The 21220-nt window shown below is 54.0% G+C and carries 15 protein-coding genes and 1 other RNA gene; 4 read left to right on the forward strand and 12 right to left on the reverse strand.

The window, feature by feature from the left end; translation table 11 throughout:
- Positions 1–6 precede the first annotated feature (6 nt).
- The 9 genes from murD to RHM61_RS03245 form a co-directional block, all read right to left on the reverse strand.
- Positions 7–1521: a UDP-N-acetylmuramoyl-L-alanine--D-glutamate ligase gene (gene murD, locus RHM61_RS03205; RefSeq protein WP_322249693.1), complete on the reverse strand. Its 1515-nt coding sequence runs from the start codon at positions 1519–1521 to the stop codon at positions 7–9.
- A 48-nt stretch (positions 1522–1569) separates the two neighbouring features.
- Positions 1570–2739, reverse strand: coding sequence for a phospho-N-acetylmuramoyl-pentapeptide-transferase (mraY, locus tag RHM61_RS03210; RefSeq protein WP_322249694.1), 1170 nt, complete (start codon positions 2737–2739; stop codon positions 1570–1572).
- A gap of 1 nt (position 2740) precedes the next feature.
- Entirely contained in the window at positions 2741–4135 is a 1395-nt protein-coding gene (locus tag RHM61_RS03215) for a UDP-N-acetylmuramoyl-tripeptide--D-alanyl-D-alanine ligase (protein ID WP_322249695.1), read from the reverse strand.
- Positions 4135–5724: a UDP-N-acetylmuramoyl-L-alanyl-D-glutamate--2,6-diaminopimelate ligase gene (locus RHM61_RS03220; RefSeq protein ID WP_322249696.1), complete on the reverse strand. Its 1590-nt coding sequence runs from the start codon at positions 5722–5724 to the stop codon at positions 4135–4137. The genes RHM61_RS03215 and RHM61_RS03220 overlap by 1 nt, the downstream gene beginning before the upstream one ends.
- On the reverse strand, positions 5724–7487 hold the full coding sequence (locus tag RHM61_RS03225) for a penicillin-binding protein 2 (RefSeq protein ID WP_322249697.1): 1764 nt from the start codon (positions 7485–7487) through the stop codon (positions 5724–5726). Before RHM61_RS03225 ends, RHM61_RS03220 begins: the two co-directional genes overlap by 1 nt.
- On the reverse strand, positions 7484–7759 hold the full coding sequence (gene ftsL, locus RHM61_RS03230) for a cell division protein FtsL (protein WP_322249699.1): 276 nt from the start codon (positions 7757–7759) through the stop codon (positions 7484–7486). The genes RHM61_RS03225 and ftsL overlap by 4 nt, the downstream gene beginning before the upstream one ends.
- Position 7760: 1 nt before the next feature.
- Positions 7761–8714 (reverse strand): 16S rRNA (cytosine(1402)-N(4))-methyltransferase RsmH, encoded by a 954-nt coding sequence (gene rsmH, locus RHM61_RS03235; RefSeq protein ID WP_322249700.1) that lies wholly within the window; start codon positions 8712–8714, stop codon positions 7761–7763.
- 9 nt (positions 8715–8723) lie between these two features.
- Positions 8724–9152 carry a division/cell wall cluster transcriptional repressor MraZ gene (gene mraZ, locus RHM61_RS03240; protein WP_322251030.1) on the reverse strand — a complete coding sequence of 143 codons (429 nt, stop codon included), beginning with the start codon at positions 9150–9152 and terminating at the stop codon, positions 8724–8726.
- Between the two features lie 426 nt (positions 9153–9578).
- The gene (locus RHM61_RS03245) at positions 9579–12761 is read right to left on the reverse strand and encodes an EAL domain-containing protein (protein WP_322249701.1); all 3183 of its coding nucleotides are present in this window, start codon (positions 12759–12761) and stop codon (positions 9579–9581) included.
- A gap of 833 nt (positions 12762–13594) precedes the next feature.
- Here RHM61_RS03245 and RHM61_RS03250 point away from each other — a divergent pair.
- On the forward strand, positions 13595–15076 hold the full coding sequence (locus RHM61_RS03250; RefSeq protein WP_322249702.1) for a M23 family metallopeptidase: 1482 nt from the start codon (positions 13595–13597) through the stop codon (positions 15074–15076).
- 207 nt (positions 15077–15283) lie between these two features.
- Here the strand turns inward: RHM61_RS03250 and rnpB are convergent.
- An RNA gene (rnpB, locus tag RHM61_RS03255) (RNase P RNA component class A) lies at positions 15284–15635 on the reverse strand.
- Between the two features lie 111 nt (positions 15636–15746).
- Here rnpB and RHM61_RS03260 point away from each other — a divergent pair.
- The 3 genes from RHM61_RS03260 (at position 15747) to RHM61_RS03270 (ending at position 19478) form a co-directional block, all read left to right on the forward strand.
- Positions 15747–17447, forward strand: coding sequence for a thiamine pyrophosphate-binding protein (locus RHM61_RS03260; protein WP_322249703.1), 1701 nt, complete (start codon positions 15747–15749; stop codon positions 17445–17447).
- Positions 17448–17731: 284 nt separating this feature from the next.
- On the forward strand, positions 17732–18454 hold the full coding sequence (locus RHM61_RS03265) for a DNA/RNA non-specific endonuclease (RefSeq protein ID WP_322249704.1): 723 nt from the start codon (positions 17732–17734) through the stop codon (positions 18452–18454).
- Between the two features lie 268 nt (positions 18455–18722).
- Positions 18723–19478, forward strand: a complete 756-nt coding sequence (locus RHM61_RS03270; protein WP_322249705.1) for an Ig-like domain-containing protein — start codon at positions 18723–18725, stop codon at positions 19476–19478.
- Positions 19479–19483: 5 nt separating this feature from the next.
- Here the strand turns inward: RHM61_RS03270 and RHM61_RS03275 are convergent, their stop codons facing one another.
- Positions 19484–19885: a glutaredoxin family protein gene (locus tag RHM61_RS03275; RefSeq protein WP_322249706.1), complete on the reverse strand. Its 402-nt coding sequence runs from the start codon at positions 19883–19885 to the stop codon at positions 19484–19486.
- Between the two features lie 340 nt (positions 19886–20225).
- Positions 20226–21002: an enoyl-CoA hydratase gene (locus RHM61_RS03280; RefSeq protein WP_322249707.1), complete on the reverse strand. Its 777-nt coding sequence runs from the start codon at positions 21000–21002 to the stop codon at positions 20226–20228.
- Positions 21003–21220: the final 218 nt, after the last annotated feature.

Raw genomic sequence — 21220 nt, forward strand, 5'->3', positions numbered from 1 at the left:
GACGCATCAGCAAATCTCCCCGCTGGCTAAAGCTTGTTCGCGTACCGCTTCGGCAAACACCTCGGCACGATGGGCGTAATTACGAAACATATCAAAACTGGCACAAGCTGGCGACAACAACACGGTGTCGCCACTCTGGGCTTGCGCCGCCGCCGCCGCTACCGCCTGTTCCAAACTGAGGCAATCGTGCAGCGGCACCGCTTGGGCGACGCCGCCGCTGAGCACAGCATGCAAGGCGGCGCGGTCTTGACCGATTAAGAACACTGCTTTGGCATAACGCGCCACGACATCGGCCAGCGGCGTGAAGTCCTGCCCCTTGCCGACACCACCGGCGATGAGGAGAATAGTTTTTTCGTTACTGCCCGAACTCTGACCCAAGCCACGCAGGGCAGCCACGGTGGCGCCGACATTAGTGCCTTTACTGTCGTCAATGTAGTCAACACCGATAATCGTATGGATCAGTTCTACCCGGTGCGGTTCGCCTTTGTATTCGCGCAAACCATGCAGCAAGGGTGCCAAGGGCAAACCGATGGCGCGACACAAAGCCAGTGCCGCCAAGGCGTTGGCGGCATTGTGCGCACCCCGAATTTGTAAGGCTTCGCTGGGCATGAGGCGATTGATCAGCACCGCTACCAAGTCGACCGGCGCGTCTTTCTTACGCCGGCGGCCGCTGGCCGGGGCATCTTCGGCCGCTACGGCACTGACCAGCCAAGCCATGCCGCTCTCATGTTGTAAACCAAGATCGTCGACCAGATCGGGCACATCGGTGCCGAATGTCACCACGCTGCCCGTGGGTTTGGCCATCGCCATCACCAGCGCTTCGTCACGATTGAGCACCTGTACCGTTTGTGGGCCGAAAATACGCGCTTTGTCGGCGCAATAGGCGGCCATACTGCCATGCCAGTCCAGATGATCCTGACTGATATTAAGCACCACCGCGGCATCGGCGGCCAAGCTGAAACAAGTATGTAATTGAAAACTCGACAATTCCAACACCCACACCTGCGGTAAATCTTCTTGCTCCAGACTCAAGCGTAAAACATCCAGCACGGCTGGACTGATATTACCAGCCACACGCGTCGACAAGCCGGCACGCTGGCACAGCAAACCAACCATACTGGTCACGGTGGTTTTACCGTTGGTACCGGTAATGGCAATCACTTTCGGTGCGTAGCCGCGCTGTTCGCGCAATTCGGCCAAGGCCAGCGCAAATAATTCCATCTCACCCCACACAGGAATGGCCAGCGCCGCTGCGGCCGGCACGATCAACGCCAATTCTTTTTGTGGTGCCAGGCCCGGGCTGACCAGCACGACATCGATATCCGTGAGCAGCTCAGCTTCGAATGCGCCGGCAATGAATTGTGCCGCTGGACAGTGTTCCTGCAAAGCGGCCAGAGACGGCGGTGCGCTGCGCGTATCGGCCACGCGCAGCACGGCACCGGCGCGCGCCAACCACTGCGCCATCGCCAAACCGGACTCACCGAGACCGAGCACCAAGACCTGTTTTCCAGACAAATTCATACGCACATTTTCCAACGACAGTGAAACCAACAGCAGTGTTAACGTAAATCAGCGTAACTTCAGCGAAGACAAACCGACCAAGACCAACAGCATGGTGATAATCCAGAAGCGCACCACTACCTGGGTTTCTTTCCATCCTTTTTTTTCAAAATGATGATGCAAGGGTGCCATCAGAAACAAACGCCGGCCGACGCCGAAGCGCTTTTTCGTCAGTTTGAAATACCCGACCTGCAAAATAATCGACACGGTTTCAGCCACGAAGATGCCACCCATGATGAACAATACGATTTCCTGACGCACGATCACTGCCACCGTACCGAGCGCCCCGCCCAAAGCCAGCGCCCCGACGTCGCCCATGAAAACTTGGGCCGGATGGGCATTGAACCAAAGGAAGGCCAGCCCGGCACCGACAATCGCACCGCAAAAAATCAGTAATTCGCCGGCCCCCGGTATATGCGGAATGAGTAAATACTTGGAATAGCCGACGTGACCGGATAAATAAGCAAACAGACCGAGCGCGGCACCGACCATGATGATGGGCATGATCGCCAAACCATCGAGACCGTCAGTAAAATTGACGGCATTACTGGTGCCGACGATGACGCAGTAAGTCAGGGCAATGAAACCCCACACGCCGAGCGGATAGCTGATAGTTTTGAAAAATGGTACGATCAAATCTGCTTTCGGTGGCAAATCCATGCTGAAGCCCGACTGTACCCAGGCAAACAGCAATTCCAAGATCTTGGAACTGCTCGGTGCCGACACCGAAAACGCCAGATAAAACGCAGCGGCCAAACCGATCAAGGATTGCCAAAAATATTTTTCGCGCGAACGCATGCCTTCCGGATCTTTATGCACTACCTTGCGGTAATCATCGGCCCAGCCGACGGCACCATAACCGAAGGTGACGATCATCACCACCCAGATGAAACGGTTGCTGAGGTCCGCCCACAGCAAAGTCGAGATGGCGATGGAAATCAAAACCAGCACGCCACCCATGGTCGGCGTACCCGATTTCACCAGATGCGTTTCCATTCCATAAGCGCGTACCGCCTGCCCGACTTTCAAACGAGTCAGCATGCGAATCACCGCCGGGCCGGCAAACAAGCCTATCGATAAGGCCGTCATGGTGGCAAACACTGCGCGGAACGTGATGAAACCAAAGACGCGCAAGAGTCCCAGATCCTGTTTGAAATATTCGGCTAACCAAAGCAACATGCTAGTGCATCCCTGTAATTTTTTGTTGTGAGTCTTTTACTGCCAGCAAATGCGCCACCACGCGTTCCATGCGCATGAAACGCGAGCCCTTGACCAATACCGTACTGTGCTCGGTGAGTCGCGCGTCGAGCGCGGCCAATAAGCTGCTCAAGTCGGAAAAATGCTGTGCGCCGGCACCGAATGAAGAGACGCTGTGGCTGACTAATTCACCGAATAAAAACAGCGTGCCGACACCGCGTGCGCGCGCATAATCACCGATTTCGGCATGGAATAATGCGCCTTGCTGGCCGACTTCACCCATATCACCCAGTACCAGTATCGTGTCGCCACCCAGCTGTGCCAGCACATCGATGGCGGCACGAACAGAATCGGGATTAGCGTTATACGTGTCGTCGATCACGGTGGCACCACCGGCGGCGCTATGGCGCTGCAAGCGTCCCTGTACCGGACGAAAATTTTCCAAACCGCTGACGATCAGCGCGGCAGCGATACCGATCGCCTGCGCGCAGGCGGCGGCGGCCAAGGCATTCAAAACATTGTGCTCGCCAGCGGCCTGTAATTGCACTTGCTGCGCGCTGCCGTCGATAAATAATTCCAGCGTGCTGCCAAAACCCTGCTCAACATAGGTAGCATGTACATCGGCACCAGGCGTAAGACCGAAACTGAGCACTCGGCGTTGCCCGCCTTCGTTGGCATAAGCACGCCACAGTGCACTGAATTCATCATCGTGCGGGAACACGGCGACGCCGTGCAAAGGCAAGGCGCGGATAGCGGCACCGTTTTCTTCAGCCACGGCGCGCACGCTTTGCATAAATTCCTGGTGTTCGCGCTGGGCATTATTGACCAGCACCACGGTCGGCTTGGCACAGTCGGCCAACACGGCGATTTCACCGGGATGATTCATACCCATCTCGATCACCGCTGCCTGATGCCGACTCTGCAAGTCCAGCAAAGTCATGGGCACGCCGATTTCATTATTGAGGTTGCCGCGCGTGGCCAAATAATGCTCAGACCCGCACGCTGCAGTGAGTATCGCAGCCAACATTTCTTTGACGGTGGTTTTACCATTGCTGCCGGTAACGCCTATCAACGGCAAATCGAAGCGACTGCGCCAATAGTGACCGATTTCCAGCAGCGCTTGCTTGGTATCGGGAACCAGTAAAGCCGGCAAGCCAAAGCCATCCGGCAGCGCCTCGGCCACCACCGCAGCGGCACCGGTGGCGGCAGCTTGCGGCAGAAAATCATGGGCATCGAAGTGTTCGCCTCGTAAAGCCACGAACAAATTGCCGGCCGCGATACGGCGACTGTCGGTGCTGACGCCGTGCAGCGGCGTGTCAGTACCGCGGAGTTCACCTTGGCTCAGCGCTGCGAGTAATGCTTGTAGCGTACATTCCATCAGTTGCCCCGCTTCATATTGCCATTGGTGGCGATGGTCGCCAGCGCCAACGCGGCATGTTCTTCATCCGAAAACGGCGACTTCTTGCCAGCGATTTCCTGATACGTTTCATGCCCTTTGCCGGCCAACAGCACCACATCATGGTCACCCGCATGTTTGATAGCATACAAAATCGCGTTCGCACGGTCTTCGACGATGTGCGCTTTCAGGTCCATGCCGGCGACGATCTCGGCGATGATGCTGCTCGGTGCTTCGCTGCGCGGATTATCATTGGTCAGCACCACCTGCGCTGCCAGTTGTGCCACCTTACCCATTTGCGGGCGCTTGCCGGGATCGCGGTCGCCACCACAGCCAAACACACACCACAATTGTCCACCACGTTCCTGCGCCACCGACTGCAAAGCCAGCAAAGTTTTTTCCAGCGCATCGGGGGTATGGGCGTAATCGATGACAACCATCACATGGCCAGCAGTGCCGAGCAATTGCATGCGCCCGGCGACGGGCGGTAATTTTTCTACGATCGCCAAGGCTTTGCTAAAGCTGACACCTTTGTCCAGCAAGACCGCCAACACGGCCAGAATATTGCTGACATTGAAGCGCCCGATCAACTGGGTTTTCACCAAGCCAGTGCCAAATGGAGAATCCAGATGAAAACTGGTACCGCCATGACTGGCCTTGAGGTGACTGGCGCGCAGCAAGCTGATGTGGCTTTCAGCCGGCAGCGTCGCCGCGCCTTCGATTCGATAACCAAGCAAGCGCAGTTGCGGATTACGCGCCTGCAGATACGGCACCAAGCCAGCGCCGAAGGGATCGTCGAGATTGAGCACGGCCGCTGCCAGCTCAGGTGCATCGAACAACTGTCGTTTGGCCGCGCCATACGCGACCATATCGCCGTGATAATCGAGATGATCGCGAGTCAGATTGGTGAAGACGGCGACATCGATATGTAAGCCGGCCAAGCGCGCTTCGGCCAAACCGATGGAAGAAGCCTCGATCGCCAGCGCTTCTGCACCTTGTGCGCGCAAACTGACCAAGCTGCGTTGCAAGCTGATCGCGTCCGGGGTGGTGTAACCGGTTTCAGTAAAACTGCCGGCCAAGCCGTTTTTATACAGCCCATGACCGAGCGTACCGATGACGGCGCTGTCGCATTTCGCCAGCGACAAGGCTTTCGCCAACCATTGCGTGCATGAGGTTTTACCATTGGTACCGGTCACCGCGACGCTGTACAGCGGCGCAGCGGGCGCAGCGTACCAAGTGCTGGCGATGGTGCCGGCTTGCGCCAGCAAACCCGACACCGCTAAATGCGGCAGCGTGAGGCGACCATCCCACTCGAAATCTTCGGCTTCATACACCACGGCAGCAGCACCAGCGATGATGGCCGCCTCAATGTAAGCGCGACCATCGCCGTGCGGCGTGCGCAGTGCGAAAAACACATCGCCGCGAGCGATCTGGCGAGAATTGGCGCTCAGTTGTGCGGCCGGAGCACGCTCCCTGAGCCAATTGATAATTGCATCCATGCTTGGTGTTCCTGCTGCCAGGGCGGCGCTTGCGCGCTCGGCGATATGGCGAATTGGGTTTGCTCGGTTCATCACATACTCTCCTGGACACTGTTGTCAGGAATGATGCTGGTGACGGAGGAATCGGGGGCGACGTTCATCGAACGCAGTACATTGGCGGTAATGGCGGCAAACACCGGGGCGGCGACGATACCGCCGTAATAACCACCGGCGCTAGGCTCATCAATCATCACCGCGACAATCACGCGTGGGTGAGAAACCGGGGCAAAGCCGACAAAGTCACCGATATATTTATTCACATAGCGGCCGCCTTCAATCTTGTGTGCGGTACCGGTTTTACCGGCGACACGATAGCCGGCCACCCGCGCTTGCGTGGCCGTGCCGCCTGGCTCCGTGACGGACTCCATCATGCTGCGCAATTGCAGTGCGGTTTTTTCGGAAATCACGCGCTGACCTTTCGGCGCTTCGTGGGCTTTGCGAAAAGTCAGCGGAATGATGTCACCGTTACGGGCAAAAATCATATACGCGCGGGCAATTTGCAACAGCGATACCGAAATACCGTGGCCATAACTCATGGTGGCTTGCTCGATGGGACGCCAGTTTTTATAATTTCGTAAACGCCCGGCGACAGCACCGGGGAAACCGAATTTCGGCTGCTGACCGAAGCCGACATTGGTAAACATTTCCCACATTTCTTGCGGCGGCATTTGCATGGCAATTTTCACGGTGCCGATGTTCGATGACTTCTGTATTACTTGGGCCACAGTCAATGCCGCCATCTTGTGCGCATCATGAATCACGGCCGGACCGATCGACATATACCCTGGCGCAGTTTGAAACACCGTCTCCGGCGTGACGCGCCCGGTTTCAAGTGCGAGTGCGACCGTAAACGGCTTCATCGTCGAGCCCGGCTCAAAGGTATCGGTCAGCACGCGGTTGCGTAATTGTGCGCCGGTCAGCACCGAGCGGTCATTCGGGTTATATGCCGGCAAGTTCACCAGCGCCAGCACTTCACCGGTCTGCACATCGAGCACCACGGCAGCACCGGCCTTGGCTTTGTGTTTTTCCACTGCATCTTTGAGGTGGGTAAACGCGATATATTGTATTTTGCTGTCGATCGACAGATCCAGATCATGGCCGTCATGCGGCTCTTTCACGGCCCGAATATCTTCGACGATGCGCCCGAGCCGGTCTTTGATCACGCGCCGACTGCCAGTTTTACCGGCCAAATCTTTTTCCGAAGCCAGCTCTATACCTTCTTGGCCGACATCTTCGACATTGGTAAATCCGACCACATGGGCCATGATTTCCCCTTCGGGATAAAAGCGCTTGTATTCCTTGCGCGTATCGATGCCGACGATGCCGAGCGCCTGAATTTTATCGGAAATTTCCGGCTCAACCTGGCGTTTCAAGTAAACGAATTGACGATCAGAATCCAATTTTTTGCGCAATTCGGCTTCAGTCATCGACAACAAAACGGCCAATTGTTGCAGCTTTTCTTTGGGCGCATCGAGCACATCGTCGGGAATCGCCCAGATCGCTTTCACCGGCACCGAGGAAGCCAACACCTCGCCATTGCGATCGGTAATTTTGCCGCGCGTAGCCGGCAATTCCAGTGTGCGCGCGTAGCGACTGGCACCCTGCTTTTGTAAGAATTCGGTGGTAATGCCCTGCAAATACAGTGCGCGTGCGATCAGCGCCAAAAAGGCACCGAATAATAAAAACAGTACCAAGCGCGAACGCCAGCTTGGCAATTTCACATCCAGCACCGGACTGCTGGAAAACGCCACACCACGTGAGGCAGCATTGCGGGAACCCTTGGTGGTGCGACTCATTTCAACTCCACCGCTTTAAGGTATTGAGTGCGGTCGGGACTGACCACCACCATATTCAAGTGTTTACTGGCAGTTTCTTCGATACGCGCATGCTTGCCGTAAGTCGATTGATCGAGCCGTAATTGCGTCCACTGCAATTCATATTGTTTGCTCAAACTTTGCTCGCGTTCGAGTTCGATAAACAGGCGACGTGCCTGATACTGTGCGTTTATCAAAGACAAAGCACAGGCAATCAAACATATCGCGAGAAAGATATTGATGCGGTTAGTCATGTCATCCCTCGGGCAGACGCTCGGCCACACGCAAAATCGCGGAACGAGCACGCGGATTGCCTGCCACTTCCTGCTCTGAGGGTTTGACCCGATTAATCAGACGCATCTCCGGCTGCGGCAAATCGGCATGACGGATAGGCAGACGTCGATCGGGCTGCTCAAGCTTCACCTTGGAAGCAAAAAACTGTTTGACGATACGGTCTTCGAGCGAATGAAAGCTGATCACCGACATGCGGCCATGCGCAGATAAGGCCGCATACGCTCCCGCCAGACCTACTTCGAGATCTTCCAACTCTTTATTGACGAAAATCCGTATAGCTTGAAAGGTACGCGTTGCCGGGTCCTTGCCCTTCTCGCGAGTTTTGACGGCGTGTGCGATGAGTTCTGCAAGCTGTCGGGTTCCAATGATGGCATCCGTCGCCCTGCGAGCAACAATCGCCTTTGCAATCTGAAAAGCAAACCGTTCTTCCCCATAATTCTTGATAACCTCCTTAATTTTTTCTTCCTCCTCGTGTGCCAACCATTCGGCTGCCGAGATGCCGCGCGTGGTGTCCATACGCATGTCGAGCGGACCATCGCCGCGAAAACTGAAACCGCGGGCGGCGTCATCGACTTGAGGCGAAGAAATACCTAAATCCATTAAAACCCCATCCACCTGAGTTACGCCGAGTTCTTCGAGCGCTGCCGTAATCGTGGCAAAACTATCATGCACGATATGAAACCGTGGATCGCTGATCTCACGGGCACTGGCGATGGCTTGGGTATCCTTGTCAAACGCAATCAAACGCCCCTTGGGGCCGAGTTGCTGCAAAATCAGGCGGCTATGGCCGCCGCGGCCGAACGTGCCATCGATATACACGCCATCGGCGCGCACACCGGCAATACCGAGCGCATCGACGGCTTCGTGCAAGAGCACGGTGGTGTGCGTATATTCTGTCGCTACTGGGTTAGTCATTACTCGCGATCAGAAAGAAAAATTGTTTAACACATCGGGGGCACCGGCGGCCTTGGCATTGGCTTCGTTCTCTGCCAAGCGGGCGATGTCCCAGATTTCGAAATGGCTGCCCATGCCTAAAAGCATAATGTCGCGCGCAATCCCGGCGGCGGCACGCAATTCTGGAGCAAGCAAAATGCGGCCCGCGCTGTCGAGCTCTACATCAAAGGCATTGCCTAGAAAAATACGTTTCCAGTCGCGCGCTTGAATCGGCCAAGCGGCGATCTGCTCACGATGGGATTCCCAAGTCGGGCGCGGAAACAGCAACAGGCAACCATCCGGATGTCTGGTGACAGTGAGCCGGCCCTGGAACTGTTCGCTCAGGGCATCACGATGACGGGCAGGAACAGACATCCTGCCTTTCGCATCGAGATTGAGTGCGGATGGACCCTGAAACACGCTTGTACCTTTAACTTGGATTGAATGGAAATGAAGACAGTGGTGACAATAAACTAAAATCAGCGTTTCATCCCACAAAATTACACTTTTTCACACTGTTTCCCACTTTAGAGGATCACTTGCGCATGGTCAAGTTAAATTACCAGCAAAAAAAGAATTTCTTTAATGAAGTCAATGACTTAGCGCAACTGTTCAAAATCGAAGCTTGTAAAATAGTCCAATAAATGAACGACTTACGAAACTCTGTGAATGTGGCTTATCAGATTAATGCATGTAAAGTGGGCATAGTGGGCGCAAAAAAAATATGCAACATCGTGCAACCGTGCTCATATCAGTAGCAAGATGTATTTAAGTGCGCGCAAGCTAGCGGAAGCAAGGCAACAGCCGAAGCTTTCCATAAGGAAGCATGGCAGGCGGCCGAAAGACTCACCCGACCGCGATGGTCTGAGCGATCAGCAATTGTTGAAATTCTTTGGCAGGAATGGCTTTGCTAAAATAAAAGCCTTGGTATTCATCGCAGTTAAATTTCTGCAAAGTTTCCAATTGAGCAATATCATCAACCCCTTCGGCAATGACTTTCAAGCCCAAGGTGTGGGCCATCGCCACAATCGCCAGCACGATGGCCGTGTCATTCGGGTCGTGCGGAATATCTTTGATGAACGAGCGATCCACTTTGACGCTGTCGACCGGAAAGCGTTTCAGATACGCCAAGGAAGAATACCCAGTGCCAAAATCATCGATGGATAAGGTGAAACCGGCCGCCTTGAAGCCATCCATGAGCACGATCGCCTGTTCGCGATTATGCATGACCATGCTTTCGGTAATTTCAAATTCTATGGCATTGGCCGGCACGCGCCAAAAATCGACCACGCCTTGAATTTCTTCGAGTAACTGTATGTCATTGAACTGCGAACCGGATAAGTTGATGGCAATCCGGCCGAAACGCTTATCAAGTTGCCGAAAACTCAAGACATCGCGACAGGCGATATCGAGCACCAGCATGCCCAAACGTGCAATCAGGCCGGCTTCTTCGGCCAGCATGATGAAATCATTCGGATACAAAATGCCACGCTCAGGGTGATTCCAACGCACCAGCGCTTCGGCTCCAACGATCAAACCGCTGGCCACATCCACCTTGGGTTGGTAATAAACAAGGAATTCGCGCCGCTCCAAGGCTTTACGCAGACGCGCCTCGAACGCCAAGCGCTCGACGGTATGCGTATTCATTTCCGAAGCATAGAACTGATAATTGTCCTTGCCCTTATTTTTCGCGCGGTACATCGCGATATCCGCATTCTTAAGCAAGGTCTGAGCATCGCGACCGTCATTCGGAAACGTGGCAATACCGATACTGGCACTGAGCTGGCACTCTTGCCCGTAAATTTCAAACGGTTGCGCCGCTTCGAACAGCAATTTATCGGCGATGTCGCCGAGATCACGCGGCTCATTGAATTGATCAATCAACAAGATGAATTCATCACCGCCAACCCGCGCGATGATGTCCGATTCGCGCAAAGTGCGGCGGAAGCGCTGTGCCACGCTGGCGAGCACCTTGTCGCCTTCATCATGACCAAAGGTATCGTTGATATTCTTAAAACGATCAAGATCAAGAAACAATACCGCCAGACGACTGCGCTTGCGCTCGGCCAAGGACAAGGCCTTGGCCAGATGTTGATGGTATAAAAACCGATTTGGCAAGCCAGTCAGTTCGTCATAATGTGCCAATTGCAGAATTTTCTTTTCCGAGCGCCGCCCCTCGATGGCAATGCTGGCAATCTCTATCATTATCCCGACCAAGCTCATATCCTCATCATTGAGCTCAGCGGTGTCGGGTTGCAAAACCGTGAAACTGCCCAAGACTTGGCCATGTTTATCCATCAAAGGCCAGGCCACACCGGCAGGGAAATGTGCCAACTGCTCCAAACCGTTAACAAACTGCATGCAAGGCGCTTGCTGCAACTGGTCGATTTTGACCGGACACGCAACCAATACCGCCTCGCTCCAAATCCCACTGCCATGCGTGACCGGCAAGCCGTTAAATTGTGCCAACAAAGAAGGCGGGAAGCGGTGACCCGTGCCTTGCACGAAGGTACGTTGATCATCAGCTAATAATTGTATCCCGACACACCAAGACGGCCGCAAGTCTTCGACAAAATCGCTCACGGCATTGAGGATGTAGATAGGATCTTCATTTCCACCAATCAACTGCAGCAAACGATTCTGCCCTTCCAGCAAGCGATCGGTGTATTTACGCGCATTGATATCGCGCTCGAGGCAAAACAACAATAAGTCGCCATTGAGTTCGACCGGGCTGAGCGAAATTTCTATGAAAAACGGCCGACCATCTTTTTCCAAGCGCCACTCAAAACATTGCGGCTCACCGGCGAAAGCCAGATCGATCAACTCTATGAGCATGTGGTTTCTATCCGAACTCACCAAGCCCGGCACCACTTGAATGTGCGATGAAAAACTGCCTACGCGCCGGCCGATGATGTCTGATTCTCTGCTCATCCCATACATCCGCACCGCCGCCAGATTACAGTCGACATAGTGATAATCACGGCCGATCAAAAAAATTGCGTCAAGTGCACCGGTAAACAAGAGGCGGTAACGGTCTTCGCTGGCATCAAATTTCGCCTTGGAAATTTGCAGTCGCTTGACTTGCCATGACAATATCCACGCCAGCGCCAGAATGAACAGCACGGTCAAGACGGTGATCCATCTTTTCTGCTGCGCGCGCTCTTGCCAATCACTTAATATAATAGGAATACTTTTGGCGTACACCAAGGTCAGCGGCGTACCACTGATTTTTCGGTAGGTATATTGAAAATTGCCACTGCCATCGAGCAGTGAGCCGCTTTCGAGCACACCTTCATTGGCCGTGCCGGTGATGGCAGCGAGTAAATCGAGCGTAACCAGCGGACGCGCAAGAAAGGCCGGATCAAACGGCGCACGCGCCAAAATATCGCCCTGTCTGTCGTGTAAAGAAACCGCCGCGGCACTGCCGCGCGCCACCATTTCATAAAATTCTTGAAAATAACTGAGTTTGACCTCCGCCTCCAAGATTCCCAGCCACTGTCCGCGCGCATCATAGACATTGCGTGCAATCGGCAATATCCATAGCTCAGATGCCGGCAACAGCCGCGCGGCTCCGGCAACGAGCTCGCGTGACGCCGTTTGGCTGCGCAAACTGGCGATAGGTGCCAGCGCTGGCTGAAAGTTTTCGGTAAAGGCGCGGCTCGAAGCGCGCTGCCGGCCTTCGGTATCAAAGTAATTGAGTGCGAATAGAAATTGTGATCGTGCCAACTCGGTGCGCAGCATGGCGTCGATACCGGAATGACTCATCGCTTCGGCAGCATGGCCGTGCTCAAGCTGCGCCGTCACCGCGTCCATAGTTTGCACAGCTTGCACAAAACCGCGACTGGCATGTTCTTCCAAAATGCGGACAGTGAAATAACTGTGCTGTTCAGCATCGGATCGGGTCAAATTGCGATCGACCCGAATCGACCACCAACATTGCGCCACAATCACCAGCACGATCAAGCCTATGCACAGCGCAAACGCCAGCATGGGTAGATCGCGCTGCTTTCTGATGCTTTGTGTCTCCATGCGTCGGTTTGCTTTAATTTAGTTTGGCATTAACGCAATAATAGACCATACAGTTGCGCTGTGGTCATTTGCCCAGAAGAATGGGATTATAACACCAGTATTTTGACAACAATTTAGTGCTTAAAAGAAAACCTTGGTTTTGCACCGAAGATGGCAGTCGCAAGCGCAATGAGGCGATGGTCGAGCCTGCGGCCGATACCAGTACGAAATTGCACATCCCCAACAAACACGGTCTTGTTGAGGAAAAATATTGCTACATCAGAGTACAGAATCTATCCCTCTGAAAAACCCGCCAGGCCACCCTTGCCTCAGGTACCGAGCAGCCCTCACACGCTGGCTACGCTAAATGAAAACGCACACGCCAGCGTTTTTTTGCCATGCAAAAAAGAAGCATGATTAGCCTGTACTCAATAGCAATGAGCACAATCACAGTTTAAGTTTAGCGCAACTTAATATCAAATAAATAACATTATTACTATTTTTCACAAAATATTTTTAGTATTAGTACCTGTTATTTACTAAGCAAAACTAGTACCAGTCTCATTGTTTCAAGTTATTTTTATCCTCAGAATAAGCGACAGGAAGAATCGTTGTCGCAAAGCCACCCAATTGCGCACGACTCCGCGCATGCCGTAATCGGCTATCCGCTGAGCTGGCATGGCTGAGGTGAACACCCTCTTCATTGCGCGACATCGATGACGCCATGCGCTCAATCAACAGAAACAATCCGACTGTTTGATTGCTGCGAAACCGTAGATGTATTCGAAAATTTTTTGTTTGTTTTATTTGTTTGCGTAACTCAATTTATACGCAGCACCTTAGAAAAGAATTCCATGAAATTATCAACACTGACCATCCTCATCGCCGCCTTATTTTCTGCGCCACATGCCTTTGCCGACTCGGCAGCAAGGCCTTCAGGGCCAAGCATGAACATGGACGTAGCCAAAACGACCACGCAGGAAGTCCAAGACGATGCCCTTAAACAGCTCGCCAGCAGTGAGTTTTTTGCCAAGCGCCCGGGCGCTTCAGCCAGAAGCGCCCAAGCCGTGGCAGACAGCAATACACTGGTGGAGGCGCTAAAAAGCAATGCAGAAAAAACCTGGATCTTGGGTTCAGTGACGCAAATGCTCAGTAACACGAGCCACGCCACGCCGGCGGCACAAATTTTCATCGCGCAAAAAGTAAATGGTCAATGGCAATTGGGGCTGTTCGGCAGTGCCAGCTTCCGTACTCTGCTGGAACAAATCCCCACCAACATCGTGAGCAAGGAAGAAAAAGAAAATTTTTCTTTTTCCATGTCGAATCAAAGATCGAACATGGGTAGCGGCGATACCGGATTATCGCTGCCATGGCAGGACAATGTCGGCTGGATGTGGTCGGGCATACACGGTAGCGGTGGCGAAACACGTCCCTATAATTCGCTCGATTTCTATACCTTGGACGGTCGGGGCCAAGTATTGGCACCGGGTGCAGGTCGCATTTACAAGAGTTGCGAACGCAACGGCAGCGGACTCGTCACACTGGTCCACGAGAATGGCTTTACCACCTCGTATTATCACATGGTTAATTTGACATCATTAACAAATGGCATGCCTATACAGAAAGGCACCTATCTAGGCCAAATCGGGAATGGCTTGCCTTGCGGAGGATCTACAACGGGCCCGCATGTGCACATGGAAATAATTAAAAATAACGCCCAGTACCCAGTCAACGGTCTCCTGCTAGGAGGTTGGCGGTTTTATGACGGTGCCAGCGCGTATCGTGGCACAGCGATCAACAATGGCAGAAGTGTTAGCGCTCCGGGATATCTGATCAATTACGGCGCATCGAATCAAAGTCCCCCAAATCCTGGTATTAATCCTGGTATTAATCCTGGTATCAACCAGGCTGCGCCCATTACGAATGCAGGAATTACAGCCCTCATCCGAGTACCGGTGAATGTGCGAATGAGTCCGAACGTCAATTCCCATTCGTTCGGTACGCTGCAAGCTGGCTATGCCGTGGGACTGCTCTGTTACGGTTACGGTGGCTATGTCAATGGCCAGAATCAAGTATCGAACCGTTGGTACAAAATAATGGGGACGAGTGAGAGCTGGATCAGCGAGATAGGATTGGGTGGGCAGGCTCCAGCGGTGGCTGCATGTGCGACCAATAACGACAACAACAATCACCCTTACAACAACAATAATCCTTACAACAACAACCCTTACAACAACCCTTACACCAATAACTCTTACTATGCCAGCGTGCCCGGCATGTCCCCGGGCACATCCCTAGGCCCTACCCCCGGTACTTACCTCCCAAGCACTTACTAGTGCTGACCACACAATTAATTACAATAATAGTTACTATAAATCGGTGATGCTCAAGGCAGGTAACAAGCCATGTCAGTGAGCGTAGCAGTGAAGTGATCGTCATCCCCGTAGAGCTTGAGAAAGCATGCTGCGCGCCTGGTCCGGGCGCAGCCGGGCTGACGGTCTGCTGAAGAGCCAGCAATCAGAATGATACGCGGCAGAAATATAAATTGAAGCAGGCCGATAGGCCGGATTTTGTTACGGCATCGTGCATTGCTGCCTTCTGCTATGACAATCATTCCTCTAGGCGACGGATTACTCCGCCGCTCAAGCTTTCTACCCGCACGCTCCGCGAGCCGCCTCAACGCGTGCCTATTTGAAATTGCTCCGGGTGGAGGTTACCGCGTTTCACCGTAACTAAATACGCTCGTCTCTGTGGCCCTATTCCTCGTCTTATACCTAGGCTTGCGCTTTGGCTTTCAACGTACGGCCGTTAGCCGTCACCCTGCTCTATGGAGTCCGGACCTTCCTCCCGTCACCGTGCCTGAACACGGCAACCAGCGATTGTCTGGCCTGCTTCGGCCGCTATTTTACCCTAATCACCACAAATTCGTCGATTATCTATACAAGCGCTGCAAATTCGGTCGGCTTTCTGATAGTTTAGTGTTTTTCCTTTTCAGCAATTTCTATTATGACAAAGCTACGTAGCGGTGGGCAATTGATTGTCGATGCACTCGAACTACATGGTGTCGACACCATTTTCGGCGTCCCCGGCGAAAGTTACCTGCCGGTGCTCGATGCCCTGCACGACAGCCCGATACGCTTCATCATCAATCGCCAAGAAGGCGGTGCCGCCTTCATGGCCGATGCCTATGGAAAAATGACGGGCCGCCCCGGCATCTGCTTCGTCACCCGTGGACCAGGCGCGACCAATGCCGCCATCGGCGTGCACACCGCCTACCAAGACTCAACCCCGCTGATACTCTTCATCGGCCAAGTCGGCAATGACTTCGTCGAACGCGAAGCGTTTCAAGAAATCGATTATCGTCGCATGTATGGCCCAATGGCCAAATGGGTGGCACAAATCGACCGGGCCGACCGTATCCCAGAATATCTGGCGCGCGCCTTTCAAGTCGCCACCAGCGGCCGCCCCGGCCCGGTTGTGCTGGCCCTGCCGGAAGACATGCTCGACCAACGTGCACAAGCCAGCACCATGCGCCGCTACCACCCAGTACAAGCCCACGCAGCACCACAGCAACTGGCGCAATTCCATAATATGCTGGCAGTCGCCCAGCGACCGCTGCTGTTGATCGGTGGCAGTGGCTGGGATGAAACTGCATGCCAGCAAATCCGCGACTTCGCCGCCGCCAATCACTTGCCCTTGGCCTGCGCCTTCCGCTTCCAAGATTTGATCGACAATGCCCATCCGAATTACATCGGCGATGTTGGCATAGGTATCAATCCGAAACTGGCGCAACGAATCAAAGATGCCGACCTGCTCATTGCCATCGGCCCACGCCTAGGCGAGATGACCACGGGTGGCTACACGCTGCTACAAGCACCGCAAGCGCAACAGAAGCTGATTCATATTCACAGCGATGCCCTCGAACTCGGGCGCGTTTATCAAGCCGATTTAATGATTAACAGCGGCATGCGTGAAATAGCCGCAGCCTTGGCCAACATGAATACGCTCGAGGCAGCGCAAAAATGGCAACATACGGTAGCGCAAGCCAAGGCTGAATTACTGGCTTGGCAAACCGAACCGGCCTTGTTCGCCCAAGAACAGGCACCGCTTAATCTGTGGCAAGTAGTGCAAGACCTGATGCGGGCAACGCCGGCCGATACCATCCTCACCAACGGTGCCGGCAATTACGCCACCTGGGCGCACCGTTACTTTAATTATGGTGGCTTCCGTACCCAGTTGGCACCGACCTCGGGCGCCATGGGTTACAGCGTGCCTTCGGCCGTGGCTGCGAAGATCATCGATCCGGCACGCACCGTGATCAGCTTTGCCGGCGATGGCGAATTCATGATGAATGGCCAGGAATTGGCCACGGCCGTGCAATACCGCGCCGGTATCGTGATCATCGTCTTCAATAACAATATGTTCGGCACCATACGCATGCATCAAGAACGCACTTTTCCAGCGCGCGTATCGGGCACCGAATTACACAATCCCGATTTTGCCGCACTCGCACGTGCCTATGGTGCCCATGGTGAAGTGGTCAACAGCACCGCCGAATTCGCGCCGGCTTTGGCGCGCGCGTTGGCACATACGCAGCAACAACAATTGCCGGCGCTGATAGAACTGCGCTACGACGGCAATCTCATCACGCCCGGTGCCAGTTTGGCTACTCTACGACGGCAAGCGCTGGAAGCCAGCCAGCACTGAATACGGTCACGCCTACTCTTCCGAGTCAGGTATTTTCTTAAGTGTACGCAACAATCGCTGCTTATCGAGCCGTCGCGCAGTGCGCGACGGGTGCGTTTGCCCTTGCACCCCATGTATCCCAGCATTACGCTGACGCGCCAACAAGGCTAAGCGATTGCGTGGTTTCGTTAAGGGAATTTTCAGTTTCATCAGATTTGCTCCCACACGACAAGGCCACATCTCGTTAAAATACAGCCGGCCGGAAATATTGCCGGCAGAATATTATTCTATCGAAATGCGCCTCCATGTTTAAAAAAATACTGCTCTTGCTGACCCTGTTGTCGGCACTTCAGGCTGCCGCGGCAGCCCAATTCTCTGACTGCAGACAATTTTTTGCTGCACAACAAATTCCCGTCATCGCCGACGAAGCCGCCCTGTCCACGCGCGCACTGTGCTTCTCCGCATTCGCCGTACTGCACTCAGGCAAAAGTCATACGCCCGTATACGTGGCAGAAAGATTAAGCCGCGCCTCGGTACTGGCGGCCAAGAACAATCAGCGTACCGATCACTTTTATGCCGACGCCCGCTTGCCGCAAGCCGAGCGCGCCGAACTGGCCGATTACCAAGGCTCGGGCTATGATCGTGGCCACATGGCACCAGCCGGTGATATGCCGGACGCGCAAGCGATGGCACAAAGTTTTTCCTTAGCCAATATGGTACCGCAAGCACCGCAAAACAATCGGCAAACCTGGGCGGCGATAGAAAAAGCCACACGCAAGTATGTGCTGCGTGCTCGCGGTGATGTGTATGTGCTCAGCGGCCCGGTCTTTGATCCACTCCCGCAACACATCGGTGCCGGCCAAGTCTGGGTGCCGCGCTACCTGTTTAAACTCGTGTACGACGCCGAACAACACAAAGCCTGGGCATATTGGGTAGAAAACCGCGACGGTGCCCAAGCCGGCGCACCGATCAGCTATCAAGAATTGGTCAAACGCAGCGGTACGCGCTTTTTACCTGGAGTGATGTAGGAAATCAGCGCACCTGAGCTACACCCCAAAAAAATACTTGGAAAGTTTAGTACTAATCCTAAATATCCAAGTAAATATTCGTACCAGTCCCATCGCGGGACGGCACTACGCTCAATACAATGATGCGTGTATTCAATCTCTGGTTTTGACCAGTGAAGCAATGCACTTTTGCAGCGTCAATTTGTATTTAGTGGAGCAATCTGTTTTGAAACCGAAACGCATAAGCAAGCCAAGCACATCTGAACACACTAGCCCTGCGGCAGCACCAATGCCGTCGCAGTTGATCAATTTGCCGGCGCTAAGCAGGCAAAAACGTTGCGCACTCACCAAACCGCCGGTGCCAGCCGCCCTTAGTGCGCGCGTGACGGTAGCAGCGGCGGCCGAGCAAAGCAACGCCCTCGCCGCGCCGAACTGCAAGTTGCTCAACGAGAAAGGCGATACCATCAGCGCCAACGGCTACATCAATACCACCCAACCACAATTGCGCGGAGCTGAGCCTGCCTTGGCAAGCCATCGCATCGATATTTATCTCGACGGCGAGTTGATCGGCACGAGCAAGGTCGATGAGCACGGTAACTGGTTCTACGCGCCGGACTTCGAACTCAGCGAAGGTCAGCATACGCTTATCCTCGGGGTCGATACCTGCTTGGCCAAGCTGCGCGTCTACAGCGCCCCATTCAAATTTACAGTGAAGACCACGGCACCGCAGCGACCGTGTTTCAGCATCCTCAACAAATCTGGCAAGCTCATCGGTGATGGCGATTACAGCGTCGAACGACGCCCGCGCTTTTCCGGTAAACGCTGCCAAGTCGGTGACCTCGTGACCATCTTTCACAACGAAAATGTATTTGCCTCATTCAAGGTGCAAGGCGATGGCAATTGGTTGTATACCGTGCAATCCGATCTGTCCGACGGTGACTATCACTTTGATATCAATGTCATCGATTTAGCTGGGAACGTCAGCGAATTCAGCGACATGCGCTCTTACACTGTCATCGCTCAAGCGGCATTAAAACCAGCCTGACTATCTCAGTCTATTTTCAGCCAAGGCCGCAATGCCGTGCGCAAGCCGTGCGCATCGAAACCGTTCAAGCTACGCTCGCCAATGCGGATCAGCGGCACGCTGCCGGCACCGGCATGGCGATAGGCGGTAAAGTGGTGCGCGCTGTTTTCGATATCGAGTTCGGTGTAGCGCAAGCCGTGCGCTGCAAAAAATTCGCGCGCCTGATGGCAGTACGCGCAGGCCGTCGGCGCATACATGACAATAGCTGGCTGCACGTTCACCGCGGCGAGCAAACCAGCGCGCTCGGCACGTTGTGCCGCTTGCTTCATATGCCCCAGCGACACCAAGGGAAACGCTACACACACCGCCAGCGCTAACGCACCGAGCCACTGCCAGTGCAGTTTTTGCCGATTGAAACGCGCCTGCAAGGTGACCGATCCCGCCCCCACCGTATAGTTATATCGAGGCCGGCAAGCCTTATGGTCGGAATTTCTGCGCTGGCAATGCAGGCAGTCCCGCGCCGCGCTGTTGTGCTTGGCTGAGTCAGAATGTGGGCAAGGAGTCGGTGTGTGCATGAGAATCAAGGTGCTGCGCGAAAAAGAACAGGCGCATTGTAAAGCGCACTATCGAGATGATCGATGTGAGGAATACTAAAAATTCTGTAGCCTTGTCGTACAGATACGAAATTAAAAAAGTAGCCTGGCATTTTCCCTTTGAAGACAAAGGGCACCTTCCGGTGCCCTCCTGGTTCCCTAGGGAGACGCGGATTTAATCAAACTTAGTAAAATCAGGCTTGCGTTTCTGGAAGAATGCCATGAAAGCTTCTTTCGCTTCCGGCGCATTGAGCATGGCGGCGAAATAGCGGTTTTCTTCATCCATCTTGGTGGCGATGGCAGCCGGTTGCGTACCCTTCATCAAGCGCTTGGTGGCGCGTACCGAGGCGGCTGGCAGTGCGACAAATTTTGCTGCCTGTTGCAAGGCATACGGCAGCAATTCCGCCAAGGGCAGAACTTTATTGACAAAGCCCATCTGGAATGCTTCTTCGGCGTTGAAGGCTTCACCGAGCATGAGTTTTTCAGCAGCGCGCTGATAGCCGACGATTTGTTGAAACACCAAACTGGACCCAAATTCAGGGCACAAACCAAGCTGTGTGAATGGCATGGAGAGGCGCGCATTATCAGCCAGATAAATCAAATCGCAATGCATGAGCAGTGTCGTACCGATACCGACGGCGGCACCGGAAACGGCGGCGATGACCGGTTTACCCGCATCATTCAAGGCTTGCATGAATTGGTACACCGGTGGCAAAGCATGGGGATCAGCCAACGTGCCGGCATTTTTCACAAAATCTTCGAGATCATTCCCAGCGGTAAAAATTTCCGGCTTACCGGTAATCAAAATCACCCGCACCGCCACATCCGTTTCCGCCGCACGCAAAGCATCGGCCATCGACTGATACATCGCCGCAGTAATCGCGTTTTTCTTTTCAGGACGATTGAAATTGATCGTCAGTATGCCGTTTTCTGTCTGTGTCAGAATATCCATCTTCGTCTCCGATAAGTTGTACCGACCGAGCGAGCGCAGCGCAGTAGCTCCATCTCGTCTCCTATAAGTTACGCCGACGGAGCGAGCGCAGCGACGCTCCGCCCCCATAAAAAACAAAAGTCCGTCAATGCTGAGGGAGCGTAGCGAGCCCCGCAAGGTTCAGTCGAGAAGCGCAGCCATACTCTCGTATGGCGAGCATCGCAGACTGAAGATTGCGG

The organism is Undibacterium sp. CCC3.4, from assembly GCF_034347425.1.
Lineage (GTDB): Bacteria > Pseudomonadota > Gammaproteobacteria > Burkholderiales > Burkholderiaceae_D > Undibacterium.